The organism is Flavobacterium sp. UW10123 (assembly GCF_040538975.1).
Lineage (GTDB): Bacteria > Bacteroidota > Bacteroidia > Flavobacteriales > Flavobacteriaceae > Flavobacterium.
In genome coordinates, this window is sequence record NZ_JBEWQE010000010.1 from 154,052 (window position 1) to 173,955 (window position 19,904).

Here is a 19,904-nt window from a genome sequence, read left to right on the forward strand (position 1 = left end):
AACTTGATTTCAACAAAAAAGACCTCAATTATTTGAGGTCTTTTTTTTATATCTAGCTCTTAATCAACTTTGACAAAGTTTTAAATTTTGTAAAAGTTCCTCAAAAGATAATCCTTTTTAATCCTGTAATCTGTGGCAATAAACCACTATTTCACTCGAATACTCCATTCAAAGTCCATTTCAGAAACTTGAACTCCTTCTTCATTAGTTCCTATAGATTTCATCCAGAACGTTTGCCCTTCTCCAGTTTCAATTGTCTTTTTGATGGCATCAGCAATTAAATGTCCGTCTTTGCAAACAAATGTAATTCTTCCCGTAGCTTTTTTGGTGAAGTTTCCTTTATTGTTGGCTACTAACATAGAAATCTTTTTTCCGCTTTGCTGTATCTGAGAAATCACCAAAGCTCCTGTTGTTAACTCTGCAGCCATAGCCTGAACAGCAAAATACATTGAGTTAAAAGGATTCTGATTGATCCATCTGTGTTTTACTGTAACTGTACAACTGCTATCGTTTATATCTTTTACACGCACCCCGCAAAAGTATGCAGAAGGTAATTTGAATAAGACGAATTTATTAAGTTTTGATACCGAAAGTGCCATAGGAAATATTTTTTATGTAAAAATACAAAAAAACTATGCATGCACAATAAATTATTAAATTATCAGAAAGACCTCAATAAAATCAGTACTTCCCAATGATTTTCAACAATTAAAAACTATATTCTTACTTTATAAATTGTTAAATTTTTGTTAATAATTAGTACTATGCAAAACAAGATACTGTTTTTTAGACATATATTTGCATAAGAAATTACTATATACTTTTAATCATGGAAACAACAACACCACTCATCATGGAAAAAACATCAGAAAAGAATACAGCAGCATTTACTCATTTGAGTACTTTAAGCCAATATATAATTCCGTTTGGGAACTATATTTTTCCGCTAATCATTTGGACAAATTATAAAGACAAGTCTGAATTTGCAGATCATCACGGAAAACAGGCTTTGAACTTTCAATTAAGCATTTTGCTTTATTCTTTGATCTTAGCGCTTATTGCGATCCCGATTTTCGTTACTGTTTTCTTGCAGAATCTTCCATTAGAAGCCGTTTTTAATGACGACGATTTTGTAATCAGAAACTTTAACTTTCAGGCAAACATTGGAATGTTAAGTGTAGGCATAACAGCTGTTATACTTTTCGGATTATTAAAATTTGTTGAATTCTTTTTAGTAATCTATGCTTCTATAAAAGCTTCAAACGGAGAATTATATAAATATCCAATTACGATTCCTTTTATAAAGTAATACTAAAAAATTAAAAGTTATAGTCGAAACATCAATCAATCAAATAAGTTTCGAAATCAATCATCAATCAAATCATCATCAATCAAAAAACGAATTGTTCAATCAAAAAAAAACAAAATGAAATTATGAACATTGAAAACACAAAAGCACAGATGCGCAAAGGTGTTCTTGAGTTTTGCATCTTATCAGTTTTAAAAGAAAAAGACGCATATACATCTGAAATATTAGACACTTTAAAAAACGCAAAATTACTAGTTGTAGAAGGAACCGTTTACCCGTTGTTAACTAGATTGAAAAATGACGGTTTACTAAATTATCGTTGGGAAGAATCGACCTCTGGGCCACCACGAAAATATTATGGATTAACCGAAATAGGACAAACATTTTTAAACGAACTTAGCGGCACTTGGACAGAATTATCCGACGCCGTAAATCTAATCACCAATCAAAATCAATAAGTCATGAACAAAACAGTAAATATTAACTTAGGCGGGATGTTTTTTCACATCGATGAAGATGCATACTTAAAATTGACACGCTACTTTGACGCTATAAAACGATCACTTAACAACTCATCTGGTCAGGATGAAATCATTAAAGATATCGAAATGCGTGTTTCTGAATTATTGACAGAAAAACAAAAAAGCGAAAAACATGTTGTTGGACTGAAAGATGTTGACGAGGTGATTACAGTAATGGGACAACCTGAAGACTATAGAATTGAAGATGAAGAGAACACAAATCAATCTTTCAATAATTACGGAGCAAGAAAACACAAAAAATTATACCGCGACAAAGAAAAAGGTATGATTGGAGGTGTGGCTACAGGTTTAGGGCATTACTTTGGAATTGACGCTGTTTGGATCAAAATCCTATTCTTAATCTTCGTTTTCGCAGGTTTTGGAACTGGAATTTTAGCTTACTTCGTTCTTTGGATTGTAACTCCAGAAGCGGTTACAACTTCTGAAAAATTGGAAATGACAGGAGAACCAGTAACAATTTCGAACATCGAAAAAAAAGTTCGCGAAGAAATTGATTCACTTTCTGAAAAATTCAAAAATGCAGATTATGACAAAATGGGAAACCAAGTAAAGTCGGGAGCTGGGAGAATAAGTAGTTCATTTGGAGACTTTGTTATGACGGTTTTTAAAATCTTTGCTAAGTTTTTAGGAGTAATTCTAATTATATCAGGGATTTCGACTTTAATCATGTTATTGATTGGCGTATTTACTTTAGGAACAAATATTTTCATCGATTTCCCTTGGCAGAATTTTGTTGAAGCTGGAAACTTTACAGAATATCCACTTTGGTCATTTGGATTGTTAATGTTCTTTGCTGTTGGGATTCCGTTTTTCTTCTTAACTCTTTTAGGATTTAAATTGTTATCTCCAAACTTAAAATCAATCGGAAACATTACAAAATATACGCTTTTAGCACTTTGGATTATTTCTATCGCAATTCTTACTAGTATCGGAATCAAACAGGCAACTGAAATTTCATACGATAATAAAGTAGTAGAGAAAAAAGTTCTGGCAATTAAACCAACTGATACTTTATATATCAAGTTTAAGTACAATGATTATTATACAAAAAGTTTGAACCACTATAGAGAGTTTGAATTTGTACAAGATTCTGCAAACAACGAATTGATTTATTCTAATGATGTCCGTTTACACGTATTACACACAGATGAATCGGCTCCGTTCATTCAGATCGAAAAAAGTGCAAGAGGAAACTCATTTACAAATGCTAAAAAAAGAGCAGAAAAAATTACCTATAAGTTTCAAATTAGCGGAAATCAATTACTTTTGGATAACTATTTTCTGACAGATGTAAAAAATAAATTCAGAGGACAAGAAGTTGACATTTACCTTTATTTGCCAGAAGGGCAATTAGTAAAACCGGATTCTTCTGTAAGAGATTACTATAATTCAGATGATAATTTCTTCGAATTAAATTACAACGGAGATTATAATTACAAAGTTATCGGATCTAAGGTAAAATGTTTAAACTGCCCTGCTGATGAGAACAATTACGAAAATGATTATGAAAACGACTACGAAAACGACTATGAAAATAATACTGGCAGCACAAATGACACCATAAAAGAAGTTTCGGTTAAAATTAATGGAAAAGAAGTTTTAAACGGAAAAAAAACTAAAGGAAAACTAACTACTGATAAAAACGGAGTGATAATCAAAATTAATTAAACCATGATAAAAATAATCATCCATATTACGAAATTTATAATTGCAACTGTTACAGCTTTATTGTTTGCTTCATGCAACTTTAACATGAACGCAATTGAAGGAAGTGGCAATGTAACCACAGAAAAAAGAACGGTTCAAGGAGATTTTAAAAATATCTCTGTAAGTAACGCTATTGATGTGGTCATTGAACAGGCTGATGTTACGGAAATTACAGTTGAAGCCGATGACAATCTTCAAAAAGAAATTGTTACTAAAGTTGAAAACGGAACGCTTATTATTGAATGCAAATACAGTTCTTTCCGCAACATTACATCAAAAAAAGTAACTGTAAAGATGCCTGCTGTTCATAAAATAGAAGCTTCTAGCGCCTCAACTGTTGAAACCAACGGACTTGTTCAGGGCGAAGACATTACTTTAGAAGCTTCGAGCGCAGCATCTATGGATGTTAAAATCGAATCGGACAGAATTGCAATAGATGCTGGAAGCGGAAGTTCTATAGATATAGAGGGAAAAGCTTTAAGCCTTACTACTTCTGTTTCTAGTGGAGGAAGTATTGATGCCGAAAAATTAATGGCAAATGAAATTCATGCAGATGCTTCTAGCGGTGGAACAGTTTCTGTACGTCCAATCTTAAGTTTAAAAGCAGATGCTTCTAGCGGTGGAAATATTAACTACAGCGGCAATCCTAAAACAATTGAAAAATCTGCAACATCTGGCGGAAGTGTAAGCAAAAGCTAAAAAAGCAACTGTTAAATATAAATGAAATCATTCACCAAAAGTGGATGATTTTTTTATATTTGTCAAAATCAAATCTAGAATTAATGAAAAAAAGTACCGCCCTACTCCTATTATTATTTGTTACGACTCTGACTTTCGCTCAAAAAAGAGAAAAAATTAAAGGTTCTAAAGTTGTAACTACCTCAATAAAAGAAGTTGGAAGTTTTGATGCTCTTGAAGTAGATGATAATCTGGAAGTTTATCTAGAACAGGGAGAAAAAAACGAAATTAAAATTGAGGCCGATGACAACCTACACGATATTGTAGGGATGGATTTAAGAGAAAAAACACTTCGTTTATACACTAATAAGGAATCTACTATTTTTAAGAAACTATCTGTTAAGGTTACTTATACTAAATCGCTAAATAAAATAATTACTAAAAATGAAGCAATAGTTTATGCCATTCAAGAATTGCAATTGGATGACATTACAATGAATTGTCTTGATTTTTCGAAATTGTACTTGAATGTGAATTCAAAAAAATTCACTCTAATCGCTGATGATAAATCTAGAACAGAACTAAATTTAAAAGCTGAAGACGGAAGTTTACAATTGAGTAAATATGCTGGAGTTAAAACATTGGTTTCTGCAATAAAATTTAAATGCGATCTTTATCAGAAAGCCACTGCAGCAATCGAAGGTATTGCAGAAAAAGCAACTATTAGATTAGACAATAATTCTGTTTTTACCGGAACAAAATTTACTCTGAAAGATGCAAATGTTACAGCCGAAGGTTCTGCTGTTGCTACTATTTTAGCAGAAAACACGATCGCAATAGCAGCTGGAGACAAGTCTGAAATTTCATTATTTGGTGATCCGAAAATAGAACTTACACGCTTTAGCGAAGAAGCAAAGCTGATAAAAAAACCAGGCGCAGCAAAACCAAAAGCAACGACTTTGTAAGCTTTTTAAAGTTTAAAAATCAATATAACGAAAAAGAAAAATCCCAGTCTAAAATTTAGGCTGGGATTTTTTATTACAAAGATTTCAGCTTTCCAACAACTTGAAACCTGAAACTTGAAACTTTTTAACTTATTCTTTTGAAGCCAAATATCTTTCAGCATCCAATGCCGCCATACATCCTGTACCTGCAGCAGTAATTGCTTGACGGTATACGTGATCTGCAGCATCTCCTGCTACGAATACACCATCAACATTTGTTTTAGATGTACCTGCAGTATTTACGATATATCCTGTTTCGTCAAGAGTAATGTAATCTTTAAAAATATCTGTGTTTGGCTTGTGACCAATTGCCACGAAGAAACCAGTTGCAGGAATTTCGATTGTTTCGCCAGTTGTTTTGTTTAAAGCTTTAATGGCATGAACTACATTGTTATCTCCTAAAACTTCAACAGTATCATGATTCATTAGAATCTCAATGTTTTCAGTTTTACGAACACGCTCTTCCATAATTTTAGAAGCTCTGAATTTATCACTTCTAACTAACATCGTTACTTTTTTGCAAAGTTTAGATAAGTAATGTGCTTCTTCACAAGCAGAATCTCCTGCTCCAACAATCACAACATCTTGGTTTCTATAGAAGAATCCGTCGCAAACTGCACACGCAGAAACTCCACCACCCATATTTAAATAGTGCTGTTCTGATGGTAATCCTAAATATTTAGCCGAAGCACCTGTAGAAATAATTACAGTTTCACAGTGCAATTCGATTGTATCATTAATCCAAACTTTATGAATATCTCCAGAAAAATCAACTTTTGTAGCCCATCCATCGCGAATATCTGCCCCAAAACGTTTTGCTTGTTCCTGTAATTGAATCATCATTTCTGGTCCTGTAACTCCATCAACGTAACCTGGAAAGTTTTCAACCTCATTAGTTGTAGTCAATTGACCACCAGGCTGCATTCCTTGATATAACACTGGATTCATGTTAGCTCTGGCTGCATAAATTGCCGCAGTATAACCTGCAGGACCAGAACCTATAATAAGGCATTTAATTTTTTCGATTGTATTTGACATAGTAATAGTTTTTTTGAGTTGCAAATGTAAACTTTATTATAAAAAATATCGACGAAAATAAATCTGAAATAGCTATGTGCAAATAAGTTTTATTTATTTTCATTTTTTCCTTTTACAAATCAAATTTATTTATATCTTTGCATCCGCTTTCGGGCACTACAACAAAAAATACATCTTCGGGGTGTAGCGTAGCCCGGTTATCGCGCCTGCTTTGGGAGCAGGAGGCCGCAGGTTCGAATCCTGCCACCCCGACAAAAGCCGAACAGAAATGTTCGGCTTTTTTATTTTTCATACATTGTGTTCCAATGGTTGAAACCATTGGCTATATCCTCAAACAAAGCCGAAACGAAATAAATAGCCACGAATTCACGAATTTTCTTTTTAAATACTTTACTTAATATTATTCGAATTAATTCGAATAAATAATCACGAAGATTTGAAAAAACAATTCGCGAATTCGTGGCAAAAAAACCGTTCTTATTATTTCTCCATACTTATATAAGCAGGATAAGATTCTTTATTAGGCAAAGTAAATTCCTCATCAAAAGGCTGTGTGCCTTCCCCATTATTATATGCTGCAACACGTTTTGCACCAGTTGCTGTGCTTCCACCTGTACCATTTATAACATTTTGAATATTTCCTGGACCTGCAAAACGAGTAATACACATTTTTTCCAATTTCACATTTGGACTATTCGGAATTTCAAAACCGTTTTTCTTATTTACATTTCCGTCAGTTCCTGTAAAAACAGCATAAGATCCCATTCCTATAGTATGATGTTCTTTTACAGTATTTGCTACTTTAAATGCTGCATAACCATCAACTTTCCCACCTTGACTGCTCCAGCTTGCTTGATTTGGGGCATCGTATGGTGGTTCGTTTTGAAAGAAAAACGTTCTACCACGTTCTCCTAACCACAATACTTCATATTCCTGAAAATGCTCAACAAATAATGCATAAAGTGCAACATCATTACCAGTAACTATAAGTCCGTTTTTGCATCTATCTCTTTTCCAGCGTGCGTCGCCACCTTTCTGCGAACCATGATCGGCACGCCATAGCCAGAAATGATCTCCTACTACATTACTACTATTTATTTGCATCGAAGCCTGAATTTGAATGTTTTTTGACTGCACTCCTCCAACTCTGCAAGTAATATCACTCAATAAAATAGGATCTTTAGAATGATCTGCATTTGCTCCTTCATTACCAATTCTAACTTGATATGTTGTACTATTTAATGAATCCATTAAAAGTCCCGCAATAATAATTCCGTCCTTATCATCGGCATAGACACATCCCCACACATTTTTTTCCGTTGGCTCTAGTGTCACAGAAGCAATGCCAGCACCAAGAAGTATAGCATCTTTTCGGTTTACTTGAATTGGAGCATTTAAAGAATAATGCCCAGGAGTAAAAAATATATTTTTCCCTGCTTTTAATGCTGCATTAATTTCGGCATCTGTATCGTTTTCTTTTGCAACATACCAATTTACAGCCAAATCTTGAATTTCACCTTTCCCTATATCTGTTGCAGACCAAGAAACTCCTACTCTATCTTTTTGCCATGCTGGAACAAATACTTTGTACTCTCCATCACTATCAATAAAAAGAAACGGTTTTTCTCTAATGATTGGTGTTGTCGAAATTGGAGAATTAGATTCATTTGCTTGTGGAGGGTTTACACATCCCTGCCAAACCATATTGTATGAACCTCCCATAGCCCCTGAGCCCGAAGGAAAAACTGTATTTCTAGTATACCACTGCTGTTGCCCTCCCCAATTTGGTCTTGAAGTTGTATAATGAGCATCGGCGATAAAACCTCCGCTGCCCCAAAAGTTTGTATCTCCTATATCAGAAATATACTTTGAAGTACTTTCAATCAGTAATCTTCTTGCACTTGTTGACTGAGAAACAGTCCACGAAAAGTCACGCATTACCTCTACATTTTCTACAGAACGCCAGAATGTACAAGTTGCATTTGCTCCGCCTGAAAGATGAGGTCTTGTAAAAATTGCACCTAATTTTACATCTGAAGGCACTTTACCCAAACCTCCAATATGAGAATAAAATCCCAACTCTATAGCGTTTGCCTCTGCTGAAGACGCAGAACCAGATCCGCCGACATCGTATGTTTGTCCGTCAACATTTGGCTTAAAATAATACGCTTGACGTTTTGCTGTCCACTCACCATTTGCACCTCCTAAACCAATACTGCTAAACTGCGAATTAATTTCATTTCGCGCCGTCTCTGCCTTTTCATATTTTCTGTCGTAGAAATACATATTGTCTCCAAAAATCTGATTTTCGAGCGAAATGATAATCGTAATATCATTTCGACTTACTTTATAATAGTTCTCATATTTATTTCTGCTAGGTTTATTATCGATAAATGTCAATTCAGAAGTTGATCCTAATGGCACAAAATCAGATGCCAATCGACTGCCTCCTCTTGTAATGGTATAATTTCCAGAAGTCCCAAAAGCCGACCATGATAATGTGATGTTATGTTTCTTTTTGTTGTAAACAATTTTACGTTCTATATTTTTATTTCCTTCTATTTTTTCGTTAGCCGAATAAGGTGAAACAAAACTGCATAAAAGCATCATAAACGTAAATACTGTCAATAATGAGATTACTTTTTTACTCATAAGAATGTTCATTTTGTGGTTTGATAGATTGTAATAATTGTAATTTTAAGAAAGCCCAAAATAGCAATAATCTCGAACCTTTACGTCCGTTTCTGAGCTCAATTTTCTTATCAAAAACACTACAAAACCTCAAAATTTTGTCTTTTTCTAACATAAATAAAGCTTATTCAACTTATCTATTTTTCTTTAATAGTCTTTTTTTGTCCGTAAATAGAAAGAGAAAACAAAATGAAAAAGATCATACCATTTATTGCCTTATTTTTTTCTGCCGTTGGAATTGCACAACAAAAAAACTCCACTCTTATTGACTCGTGTGCTTCAGTAAGAAAAACCGAGTTGTACAAACAAAATGCCCACGCTTCTTATTATCATGATAAATTTAACGGACGAAAAACAGCAAGCGGCAGAAGATTTAACAATAATGATTATACTGCTGCACACAAAAAATTTCCTTTTGGCACCGTATTAAAAGTAACTAATGAAGTAAATAAGAAATTTGCTATTGTAGAAATTACAGATCGCGGACCTTTTGTGAAAGGACGAGAAATTGATCTTAGCAAAAGAGCTTTTATGGATATTGCTACCAACAAAAAAAGCGGTTTGGTTTATGTCACTATCGAAATTTTAAAATAAGTTATTCCTTCAACCAAAAAAATCAGATTTCTGTCTTTTACGATGAGAATCTTCTCTAAATCGCACAAAAAATCTACTGATAATTTTATTCATAACTAAAATTATTTTCTGTAAAACTCCCATAAAACCCCGATTAAGCACACTTTCACAAATGTTAACAAAATAGATTTTCAGAAACCATAAATAATTGTATTTTTACGGTTCAAAATTCAGAAAATAAATGGGCAAAATCATTGCTATTGCTAATCAAAAAGGAGGCGTTGGAAAGACTACTACATCAGTAAATCTTGCTGCCTCATTAGGTGTTTTAGAGAAAAAAGTATTATTGATCGACGCTGATCCACAGGCCAATGCTACATCTGGTCTTGGAATTGACGTAGAAACAGTTGAAACCGGAACTTACCAAATACTTGAGCATACTGTAACACCAAAAGAAGCCGTTTTAAAATGTACAGCTCCAAACGTTGACGTGATCCCTGCTCACATTGACCTTGTTGCTATCGAAATTGAATTGGTTGACAAAGAAAACCGTGAATACATGCTTAAAAAAGCATTGGAAGAAGCAAAAGAAGAATATGATTACATCATTATCGACTGCGCACCTTCTTTAGGTTTGTTAACCCTGAATGCCTTAACAGCAGCAGATTCTGTAGTTATTCCTATTCAGTGTGAATATTTTGCACTTGAAGGATTAGGAAAATTATTGAACACTATTAAGAGTATTCAAAAAATACACAACCCAGATCTTGACATTGAAGGTTTATTGCTAACTATGTACGATTCAAGATTACGTTTATCTAATCAGGTTGTAGAAGAAGTTCAAAAACACTTTAACGATATGGTTTTTGACACTGTAATTCAGCGAAATGTAAAATTAAGTGAGGCTCCAAGTTTTGGAGAAAGTATCATCAACTATGATGCTACAAGTAAAGGTGCCGTAAACTATATTCATTTAGCACAAGAAATTATAAAGAAAAACAGTAAATAGTTTTTATGACAAAAGTAATTAAAAAACAAGCCTTAGGAAGAGGATTATCTGCCTTATTAAAAGATCCGGAAAACGACATTAAATCAGTAGAAGATAAAAATGCTGATAAAGTTGTTGGAAATATCATTGAACTTGAAATAAGTGCAATTGAAATAAATCCGTTTCAGCCTAGAAGCAATTTTAATGAAGAATCATTACGCGAATTAGCCACTTCTATTAAAGAACTTGGTGTAATTCAACCTATTACTGTTCGTAAATTAGATTTTAATAAATACCAGTTAATCTCTGGAGAACGTCGTCTTCGCGCATCTAAATTAGTAGGTCTGACTCATGTCCCTGCTTACATCCGTATTGCAAATGACAACGAATCATTGGTTATGGCATTGGTTGAAAACATCCAGCGTCATGACTTAGATCCAATCGAGATTGCTTTATCATACCAGCGTTTAATTGACGAAATTCAATTAACTCAAGAACAAATGAGTGAAAGAGTGGGAAAAAAACGCTCGACAATTGCCAATTACTTACGTCTTCTAAAATTAGATCCGATTATCCAGACTGGTATTCGTGATGGTTTTATCAGCATGGGACACGGTAGAGCAATTATCAACATTGAAGATTTAGACGTTCAAACTGATATTTATCAAAAAATCGTTAGTCAAAATTTATCAGTTCGTGAGACAGAAGCTTTAGTTAAAAATTATCACGAAGGCCAACAGCCAAAAGCTGATGGAAAACCTAAAGCCGAATCTGCGTTTGTAGTTAGAGAAACTCAGAAAAACACTTTCAACGATTATTTTGGCTCAAAAGTTGATATAAAAGTCGCTGGTAACGGAAAAGGAAAAATTACAATTCCATTTAATTCTGAAGCTGACTTTAACAGAATTATAAAATTAATAAACGGATAGTGAATAAAATTGTCCCCATTGGTCTATTGTTCTTTCTAACAGGAACCGTTTCTCTTTTTGCCCAGGTAAAAAAAGACACGGTTTTGGTCGTAAAAGACACTACTGCATTACAAGAAATAGACCCGCTTACACCTGCAAAAGCAGCTTTTTATTCTGCTATTCTACCCGGTTTAGGCCAAGCATACAACAAAAAATATTGGAAAATTCCATTGGTCTACGGAGCAATCGGAACCAGTTTGTATTTCTATATAGACAACAATAAAAAATACCACGATTATCGTGACGCCTACAAACGAAGATTAGAAGGCTACAACGATGACAAATACCAATTTTTGGATGACAGCCGTCTTGTTGATGGACAAAAATTCTATCAAAGAAACAGAGATCTCTCTGCCTTGTTTGTTGTCGGATTCTATGTTTTAAACATTATCGATGCCAATGTTGACGCCGCCTTGATACAGTTTAACGTAAACGAAAGACTTTCAATGCGTCCAGAAATTTATCCCGACGATGTAACATTTAGACCAAACGTCGGACTAACCTTTAATTATAAGTTTTAATAGAGCACATTCTATTTAAAAAATCAAAAACAAAACATAATGAAAATTGCGCTTTTAGGATACGGAAAAATGGGTAAAGTAATCGAAAGAATTGCTTTAGAAAGAGGTCATGAAATAGTTTTAAAGAAAGACGAATTTAACACCTACGACGGACTTTCAACAGCCGATGTTGCCATTGACTTCAGCGTTCCTTCAGCAGCGGTTAGCAATATTTCTGCATCTTTCAATGCGAATGTTCCTGTAGTTTCAGGAACAACCGGATGGTTAGAGCATTACGACGAAATGATTGCTCTTTGCAACGAGAAAAAAGGAGGTTTCATTTCTAGTTCAAATTTCAGTTTGGGAGTAAATATTTTCTTCGGACTAAACGAGTATTTGGCTAAAATCATGAATCAATTTGATTCTTATAAAGTTTCGATGGAAGAAATTCACCATATCCACAAACTTGATGCACCAAGCGGAACAGCTATTTCTCTAGCACAAGGCGTTATTGAAAACAGCAATTACGCAAATTGGACTATGGATGAAGCGCAAAAGAATGAAATTCGCATTGAAGCAAAAAGAATCGGAGAAGTTCCTGGCACTCATACTGTAACGTACGATTCGCCAATTGACAGCATCGAAATTAAACACACTGCGCATAACCGTGAAGGATTTGCTCTTGGTGCTGTTATTGCAGCAGAATGGCTAGCAGGAAAACAGGGAATTTTCTCTATGAAAGATGTACTAAACTTACAATAAATTGACCAAAATTCAAGGCATTAAAAACTTGAATTTGAAACTTAAAATACAATATTATGACATTTTACTCTTGGTTCGTATTTTTCCTAGGTATTCAAATTATTCACTTTCTTGGAACATGGAAATTATATCAGGCGGCAGGAAGAAAAAGCTGGGAAGCTGCAATTCCGGTATACAATTCTATCGTTTTAATGAAGATTATCGGACGCCCAACATGGTGGACATTATTACTTTTCATCCCAATCATCAACCTGATCATGTTTCCTGTTGTATGGGTAGAAACATTAAGAACATTTGGTAAAAAATCAACTTTAGATACTATTTTAGGCCTTGTTACTTTAGGTTTTTACATCTATGTTGTCAATTATACTCAAAAATTAGAGTATCATAAAGACCGTAAATTAACTCCAGAAAATAAAGCTGCAGATACTGTTAGCTCTTTATTATTTGCTATTATAGTAGCGACATTAGTACACACTTATGTTGTACAGCCTTACACTATTCCGACATCATCATTAGAAAAATCTTTATTAATTGGTGATTTCTTATTTGTAAGCAAATTAAACTATGGACCTAGAGTCCCAATGACAACTGTTGCATTGCCAATGGTTCATGACTCTATTCCGATGACAAAAAGCAAATCGTATTTAAGCTGGCCACAATTACCATATTTAAGATTACCAGCTATCCAAAAAATAAATCGATGCGATATTGTCGTCTTTAACTGGCCTGTCGATACGGTTCATTATTTCTTCGAACCAAAAGGAAGACCGGGTGTTATTAAACCAATTGACAAAAAATCAAATTACGTAAAAAGATGCGTTGGTATTCCTGGAGATAGTTTATCAATAAAAGATGGCTATGTTTTTATCAACGGAACAAAATTAGTTTTACCTGAAAGAGCTAAACCACAGTATTCATACGCTGTAGCATTGGATGGAAAAACACCTATCGATTTTGAAACCATTTTCAAAGAATTAGATATTACAGATCCTGCTGGCTTTAGAACAGAAAAAAGAGACACACTTTATCTAGGTGCCTTAACAGAAGCCGGAGCCGAAAGATTCAAAAACACTCCTGGAGTTACTGCAGTAATTAGAAAAATTGACAAAGGAGACAACAACGATATTTTCCCTCATATCAATAAATGGAACCAAGACAACATGGGACCAATTTATATTCCTGAAGCTGGAAAAACTGTTGCGTTGACAAACGAATCGCTTCCTTTCTACAAAGAGATTATCACAAATTACGAAGGAAACAAGCTAGAATTGCAAGGTTCTAAATTCTTAATTAACGGAAAACCAACAACAACATATACCTTCAAACAAAACTATTATTGGATGATGGGAGACAACCGTCACAATTCAGAAGATAGCCGTTATTGGGGTTACGTACCAGAAAATCACATAGTAGGAAAACCAGTATTCATCTGGATGAGCTGGGATACTAACGGAAAAGGCATCAATAAGATTCGTTGGAACAGAGTATTTACAACTGTAGACGGCGAAGGCCAGCCTCACTCTTACTTTAAATACTTCTTGATACTTCTTGCTATTTATTTCGTAGGAGATTTTATCTGGAAAAAAAGAAGAGAAAATAAAGCATAATAAAAAATAAGTTATTTTTGTGTCAGGTTTCAAGTTTCACGTTTTTACGTCAACTTGAAACCTGAAACTTTTAAACTTGAAACCAAACAAAATGAATTCCTTAATACTTCCAACTTATTTCCCTTCTATCAGTCATTTTGCCGTAATAGCACAATCAGACAGCATTACTTTTGAAATGGAAGATAATTTTCAGAAACAGACTAATAGAAATAGAACTTACATCTATAGTCCAAACGGAATTCAATTATTAAATATCCCTGTTAAGCATTCTAAAGCTACACATCAGAAGACAAAAGACATTTTGATCGAAAATGAATTTGATTGGCAGAAACAGCACTTTAAATCGCTTGAAGCAGCTTATAGAAGTTCTCCTTTCTTTGAGTATTTTGAAGATGATATTGCTCCTATTTTCGAGAAAAAACACCAATTTTTAATGGATTTAAACTTCGAAGTCTTAGATGTTGTTACAAAATGCCTACGAATGAAATTGGAATTTGGAAAAACTGCAGAGTATTTTCACGAAGTAACCGATTTTACCGATTTCAGATATTTAGCAAACGGTAAAAAAGACGTTAATACTTTTGAAAAATACACTCAGGTATTTGATGACAAACATGGTTTTATCAACAATTTAAGTGTTTTGGATTTACTTTTTAACGAAGGGAAATTTGCAATGGATTATTTAAAAACACAGAAAATCATATAAGTTGTGAGTTAGGAATTATGAGTTATGAATTCTCATATAACCTTAACCTTTGACTTTCCACTTTTGACTTTCGAACTAATAAATTATTCCACCGAAAGCCTTGCCATAATTGGGTAATGATCTGAATTTTCAAAATCAGAGAAGCTTTCAAATTGTTTTACTTTCATTTTACTGTCCGTAAAAATATAATCAATCCTTGCAGGATAGTATTTGAATTTATAGGTAGCTCCAAAACCTTCTCCCGCTTCTTCAAAAGCATCCTTTAGTTTTCCTTTTATGCTTCTGTACACATAAGAAAACGGACTATTATTCATGTCTCCACAGATAATAATTGGATAATTGCATTTTTTTATATGCTCTTTAAAAATTTCAGCCTGCTCTTGCTGCTGAGTGAATCCTTTACTGATTCTCGCATAAATACGTTGCGATTTCTTCTGATTTACATTATCAATATCATCAGAGATTTCACTTACATCTGGAGATATTTTAATTGACTGCAAGTGCATATTGTAAACACGAATAATATCTTTTCCTCTTTTAATATCGGCATAGACTACATTATTGTCTGACTTAGGGAAAACAATATTGCCTTGATCAAGAATAGGAAACTTAGAAAAAATAGCTTGTCCCGTTTTAATTTTATTTCCATCAATAAAAATATAACGGTGGGGATAAACTTTTAAATCCAAATGTGCCGAATTTGAATATTCTTGAATACATAGAATATCAGGATCTTTTTCGTCTATAAAAGCTTTAATATTGGACGGAATATCATCACGATCCAGCCATTTGAAAACATTAAAAAGACGCACATTATAACTCATTACAGAGAAATCCTTTTCATCTTTGACATACTCTTTGCCAGAAAACTTATAAAATTTACTGATGAATGTAATTCCAGTCAGCAGAACCAAACCAGACAGAATAAGGCGTTTTTTGAACTGAATTCCCCAATAGACAAAAAACAATACGTTTGCCACAAAAAAAGCAGGCATAAACAAAGTAAGCACCGATAAAAGCGGAAAACTTTTAGGTGCTAAAAAGGGTAAAACATAGATGCTAAATGTAAGCACAGTCAGCACTATGTTCAAAAAGAACATTATTTTATTAAACCAAGAAAGGTTTTTCATATTTTTCTCCTACAAGTTTATTTTCCAGCTTTAAATAAAAACTCTTTTTCTTCCTTAGTCAGGCAATCATATCCTGACTGGCTTATTTTATCCAAAATTTCATCAATCTGCTGTTGCGTTTTATCTTTCGTAACAATTCTTGATGTCGTTTTTTCTGTAGGTTTTTTGTAATTTTTATGAACTTTTGTAAATGGGGTCGTAGGAGATTTTCTAAAAAGATTTACGAAGAAATCAAGCGTTTTAGAAACAATAACACTTAAATCGGTACCGTTCTGAAGCAGTTTAATATAAATAAACCCGAAGAAAGCACCAGCAAGGTGAGAAATATGTCCGCCCATATTCCCTAGACGGAACTGCATTAAATCTAAAATTATAATAACCGCTGTTATATGCCAAAGCTTCACGTTTCCGAATAGAAACAAACGAACGTTCATTAAAGGAGAATAAGTCGTCGCCGCCACTAAAATAGCCATAATAGCAGCAGAAGCTCCAACAATAGAACCGCTGATATTAGAAAAATAAAAACTCAGCGCAAAAATCACTCCTGCAAAAAGAGCGCTTAGAAGATACAATCCTAAGTATTGCTTTTGAGTAAAATAAGTCAAGAATAAAGTACTCGCAAAATTAAGCACCATCATATTGAACAACAGATGCAAAAATCCATCATGAAAAAAAGCGTACGTTAAAAAAGTCCACGGTTTAAACATAAAAACCTGAGGATCTGACGATAAAGCCAACCAGCTAGGAAAAGCAAACTGACCAACTGAAAATTGATAGAAGAAAATAAGTGATACAATAAAACATCCTATATTCCAATACATCACACGCATTGCAATACCACCCAATCTATACTGTAATTTTAAATCGTCTAGAATATTCATAAAAACTCTTTTGTTTTAGAATTTGTACTTTAAAGTTAAAAATTAATTCCAACGGTTGTTATTGAATTGATTTTTTTTCCAATACCACATCATCAAAAACCCAGTTATTGCACCACCAACATGGGCAAAATGTGCAATTCCTGTTCCACCTCCTCCAAACAGAGAAGTACCTTTAACACCTAAAAACAAATCCATTAACAAAAGTCCGGGAACAAAATATTTAGCTTTAATTGGAACTGGGATAAATAAAAGTGCCAATTCTGCATTAGGAAACATAAAAGCAAAAGCAGTAAGCAAACCGTAAATAGCGCCAGAAGCTCCCACAACAGTTCCTATATAAGCACTAGTAAAACCATCAAATTGAGCAACACTTACTAAACTCTGCCATCTGGTATCTATTTTTCCCTGACTCAAAATGTTTAAGATATCAGCTTTATGAAAACCATTTGCTGTTAAAGTGCTAATGGTATCTTCAAAAAAGTAATAGTTTACCGCTGTATGAAGCAAAGCCGAACCTAAACCACATGAGATATAAAAAAACAAAAACTTTTTACCTCCCCAAAAATGTTCTAAAGCTGATCCGAAAGAAACCAATGCAAACATATTAAATGCTATATGCATAATCCCGCCATGCATAAACATGTGAGTGATTGGCTGCCAAACTTTGAAACTTGGATTTTCTGGAAAGAACATCGCAAAATATTCATAAGAAACTGGCACTAACTGAGAGCCAATAAAAAAAATAATATTAATAATAAGCAGTTGTTTAACTACCGGAGTCATATTCATCATAAAGCAAACTTTTTATCTATATCTTCAACACGCATAGTAATGAAGGTAGGTTTTTGAAAAGGTGAAATATTTGGATCTTTGCAGGCAAACAATCCGTTTACCAAATTATCTTGTTCTTTTTCGGTTAAATAAGATCCAGTTTTAACCGCTAAACTTTTTGCCATTGACTTAGCAATTGTATCATTCTGACTGTAACTGTTTGCTGGAATTCCGTCTTGCAAATCGCTTAATAATTGTTCTATTACCTGCGAAACTTCACTTTCTGTAATATTTACAGGGATCCCAGAAATTACAACGTGATCTGTTTTACTTTCGTCAAAAACAAATCCAGTTGTTTCTAAAGAAGGTTTCAATTCTTCGATCAGTTTCATTTCTGAAGCCGAATAAAACAAATCTAAAGGAAAAAGCAACTGTTGGCTAGAAGCTTGATTTACGGTCATGTTCAGCAAAAATTGCTCATACAAAATTCGCTGATGTGCACGTTGCTGATCGACAATAATCATTCCTGATTTTATTGGCGATACAATATATTTTTTATGTATTTGATACGTTTTCTGCGTTGCTTGTTCGATATCTTCATCATCAAATAAAGAAGAGGTTACCTCTTCATTTTCGAATGTAAATGGCGAACTTTCTATACTTTCAGGATTTTCGACATCTAAACCAACATATAAACTTTCCCAGCTTGCAGTTGGCTCTACTCTTTTAGAATATCCTGAATATGACGATCCAGAAGATGATGATCCTGATGAAGACGAAAAAGAAGAACCCGAACTATATCCAGATGACCCCGAAGTTGCTTTGCTATAATGCTGATTGGTTTTGTCATCTGTAAAAGGATTAAAAGTTCCATCAACCTGAATGGTCGGAATTCCAACTTCTACATCTTTATAATGATATGGTGTATCTAAATTAGCATCGCGATCAAAATCTAAAACTGGAGCAACATTAAATTGCCCTAAACTATGTTTGATAGACGCTCTTAAAATAGCATACAATGCCTGCTCGTCATCAAACTTAATTTCTGTTTTAGTCGGATGAATATTGATATCAATAGTATTTGGCGGAACCTGCAAATACAAAAAATAACTTGGCTGAGAACCATCTTTCAACAATCCGTCGTATGCAGACATAACGGCATGGTGAAGGAAACTGCTTTTTATAAATCGATCGTTTACAAAAAAGAATTGCTCTCCCCTATTTTTCTTTGCAAACTCAGGCTTGCAGACAAAACCTTGAACATTGATAATCTCAGTATCTTCGTTTACAGGAACTAATTTTTCATTTGTTTTTCCAGACATGATACCCACAATTCTCTGACGGTATCCTGCTGCAGGAAGATTGTACATTTCGCTACCATTATGATAAAAACTAAAATGAATATTTGGATGCGCTAATGCCACACGCTGAAATTCATCCATTACGTGACGAAATTCAACTGTATCTGACTTTAAGAAATTACGACGAGCTGGAATATTAAAAAATAGGTTTTTAACTGCAAATGAAGTTCCTTTTGGCAAAACGGCCACTTCTTGCGAAACAAATTTACTTCCCTCAATTACAATATGCGTTCCAAGTTCGTCCTGATCTTGTTTGGTTTTCATTTCCATGTGGGCGATCGCCGCAATAGAAGCCAACGCTTCTCCACGAAAACCTTTTGTTCCAAGTGAAAACAAATCTTCTGCCTGGCGGATTTTGGATGTTGCATGACGAGCAAAACACAAGCGCGCATCTGTAACCGTCATTCCGACTCCATTATCGATAACTTGCACAAGCGATTTACCGGCATCTTTTATAATTAATTTGATATCAGTTGCTTTGGCATCGACCGCATTTTCTAACAATTCTTTTACGACTGAAGCCGGTCTTTGAACCACCTCTCCAGCAGCAATTTGGTTAGCAACGTGATCAGGAAGCAATTGAATAATACTCGACATTAAGCAAAAATAGTTTTAAAGTTTAGGTTAGGTTTTTTGCAAACCAAGAAGTACAAATTTAGTGAATTTTGATTGGCTTTTAGAATAA

19 protein-coding genes and 1 tRNA gene are annotated in these 19,904 nt (G+C 34.0%); 13 read left to right on the plus strand and 7 right to left on the minus strand.

Annotated features, from left to right (window positions below; all coding sequences use genetic code 11):
- Nucleotides 1-146: 146 nt before the first annotated feature.
- Nucleotides 147-599, minus strand: a complete 453-nt coding sequence (locus ABXT06_RS13340) for a DUF4442 domain-containing protein (protein ID WP_111285737.1) — start codon at nt 597-599, stop codon at nt 147-149.
- A gap of 230 nt (nt 600-829) precedes the next feature.
- Here ABXT06_RS13340 and ABXT06_RS13345 point away from each other — a divergent pair, with 230 nt between their 5' ends.
- From ABXT06_RS13345 to ABXT06_RS13365, 5 genes are all read left to right on the plus strand, one after another.
- Nucleotides 830-1,309 carry a DUF4870 domain-containing protein gene (locus ABXT06_RS13345; RefSeq protein ID WP_236673100.1) on the plus strand — a complete coding sequence of 160 codons (480 nt, stop codon included), beginning with the start codon at nt 830-832 and terminating at the stop codon, nt 1,307-1,309.
- Nucleotides 1,310-1,434: 125 nt separating this feature from the next.
- On the plus strand, nt 1,435-1,767 hold the full coding sequence (locus tag ABXT06_RS13350) for a PadR family transcriptional regulator (protein ID WP_008464689.1): 333 nt from the start codon (nt 1,435-1,437) through the stop codon (nt 1,765-1,767).
- A gap of 3 nt (nt 1,768-1,770) precedes the next feature.
- Nucleotides 1,771-3,519: a PspC domain-containing protein gene (locus ABXT06_RS13355; RefSeq protein WP_354591187.1), complete on the plus strand. Its 1,749-nt coding sequence runs from the start codon at nt 1,771-1,773 to the stop codon at nt 3,517-3,519.
- 3 nt (nt 3,520-3,522) lie between these two features.
- Nucleotides 3,523-4,257 carry a head GIN domain-containing protein gene (locus ABXT06_RS13360; RefSeq protein ID WP_354591188.1) on the plus strand — a complete coding sequence of 245 codons (735 nt, stop codon included), beginning with the start codon at nt 3,523-3,525 and terminating at the stop codon, nt 4,255-4,257.
- Between the two features lie 83 nt (nt 4,258-4,340).
- Complete coding sequence (locus ABXT06_RS13365; protein ID WP_354591189.1) at nt 4,341-5,201, plus strand: GIN domain-containing protein; 861 nt, start codon at nt 4,341-4,343, stop codon at nt 5,199-5,201.
- Between the two features lie 129 nt (nt 5,202-5,330).
- Here ABXT06_RS13365 and trxB read toward each other — a convergent pair whose 3' ends face one another.
- The gene (trxB, locus tag ABXT06_RS13370) at nt 5,331-6,278 is read right to left on the minus strand and encodes a thioredoxin-disulfide reductase (protein ID WP_354591190.1); all 948 of its coding nucleotides are present in this window, start codon (nt 6,276-6,278) and stop codon (nt 5,331-5,333) included.
- Between the two features lie 177 nt (nt 6,279-6,455).
- Between trxB and ABXT06_RS13375 the strand changes: the two genes are divergently transcribed.
- A tRNA-Pro gene (locus ABXT06_RS13375) sits at nt 6,456-6,530 on the plus strand.
- A gap of 228 nt (nt 6,531-6,758) precedes the next feature.
- On the opposite strand, the gene ABXT06_RS13380 is transcribed toward ABXT06_RS13375, so the two are convergent.
- Nucleotides 6,759-8,930 (minus strand): pectate lyase-like domain-containing protein, encoded by a 2,172-nt coding sequence (locus tag ABXT06_RS13380; protein ID WP_354591191.1) that lies wholly within the window; start codon nt 8,928-8,930, stop codon nt 6,759-6,761.
- A gap of 228 nt (nt 8,931-9,158) precedes the next feature.
- Between ABXT06_RS13380 and ABXT06_RS13385 the strand changes: the two genes are divergently transcribed.
- The 7 genes from ABXT06_RS13385 to ABXT06_RS13415 all read left to right on the plus strand — a co-directional run bounded on the left by ABXT06_RS13385 (nt 9,159) and on the right by ABXT06_RS13415 (nt 15,076).
- Nucleotides 9,159-9,563, plus strand: a complete 405-nt coding sequence (locus ABXT06_RS13385; RefSeq protein WP_354591192.1) for a septal ring lytic transglycosylase RlpA family protein — start codon at nt 9,159-9,161, stop codon at nt 9,561-9,563.
- Between the two features lie 220 nt (nt 9,564-9,783).
- On the plus strand, nt 9,784-10,551 hold the full coding sequence (locus ABXT06_RS13390; RefSeq protein WP_008464569.1) for a ParA family protein: 768 nt from the start codon (nt 9,784-9,786) through the stop codon (nt 10,549-10,551).
- Between the two features lie 5 nt (nt 10,552-10,556).
- On the plus strand, nt 10,557-11,459 hold the full coding sequence (locus ABXT06_RS13395; protein ID WP_111380049.1) for a ParB/RepB/Spo0J family partition protein: 903 nt from the start codon (nt 10,557-10,559) through the stop codon (nt 11,457-11,459).
- The gene (locus ABXT06_RS13400; RefSeq protein WP_160782821.1) at nt 11,459-12,019 is read left to right on the plus strand and encodes a DUF5683 domain-containing protein; all 561 of its coding nucleotides are present in this window, start codon (nt 11,459-11,461) and stop codon (nt 12,017-12,019) included. Before ABXT06_RS13395 ends, ABXT06_RS13400 begins: the two co-directional genes overlap by 1 nt.
- Before the next feature lie 39 nt (nt 12,020-12,058).
- Nucleotides 12,059-12,760: a 4-hydroxy-tetrahydrodipicolinate reductase gene (gene dapB, locus ABXT06_RS13405; protein WP_354591193.1), complete on the plus strand. Its 702-nt coding sequence runs from the start codon at nt 12,059-12,061 to the stop codon at nt 12,758-12,760.
- A 56-nt stretch (nt 12,761-12,816) separates the two neighbouring features.
- Entirely contained in the window at nt 12,817-14,370 is a 1,554-nt protein-coding gene (gene lepB, locus ABXT06_RS13410; RefSeq protein WP_354591194.1) for a signal peptidase I, read from the plus strand.
- A gap of 91 nt (nt 14,371-14,461) precedes the next feature.
- Entirely contained in the window at nt 14,462-15,076 is a 615-nt protein-coding gene (locus ABXT06_RS13415) for a WbqC family protein (RefSeq protein ID WP_354591195.1), read from the plus strand.
- An 83-nt stretch (nt 15,077-15,159) separates the two neighbouring features.
- Here ABXT06_RS13415 and ABXT06_RS13420 read toward each other — a convergent pair whose 3' ends face one another.
- Genes ABXT06_RS13420 through mutL form a run of 4 tightly spaced genes read right to left on the minus strand, consistent with a single transcriptional unit; the run spans nt 15,160 to nt 19,816 of the window.
- Nucleotides 15,160-16,206, minus strand: a complete 1,047-nt coding sequence (locus ABXT06_RS13420) for an endonuclease/exonuclease/phosphatase family protein (RefSeq protein WP_354591196.1) — start codon at nt 16,204-16,206, stop codon at nt 15,160-15,162.
- 17 nt (nt 16,207-16,223) lie between these two features.
- Entirely contained in the window at nt 16,224-17,087 is an 864-nt protein-coding gene (locus ABXT06_RS13425) for a rhomboid family intramembrane serine protease (protein WP_354591197.1), read from the minus strand.
- A 42-nt stretch (nt 17,088-17,129) separates the two neighbouring features.
- Nucleotides 17,130-17,879: a rhomboid family intramembrane serine protease gene (locus ABXT06_RS13430; RefSeq protein WP_354591198.1), complete on the minus strand. Its 750-nt coding sequence runs from the start codon at nt 17,877-17,879 to the stop codon at nt 17,130-17,132.
- On the minus strand, nt 17,876-19,816 hold the full coding sequence (gene mutL / locus ABXT06_RS13435; RefSeq protein WP_354591199.1) for a DNA mismatch repair endonuclease MutL: 1,941 nt from the start codon (nt 19,814-19,816) through the stop codon (nt 17,876-17,878). Before mutL ends, ABXT06_RS13430 begins: the two co-directional genes overlap by 4 nt.
- Nucleotides 19,817-19,904: the final 88 nt, after the last annotated feature.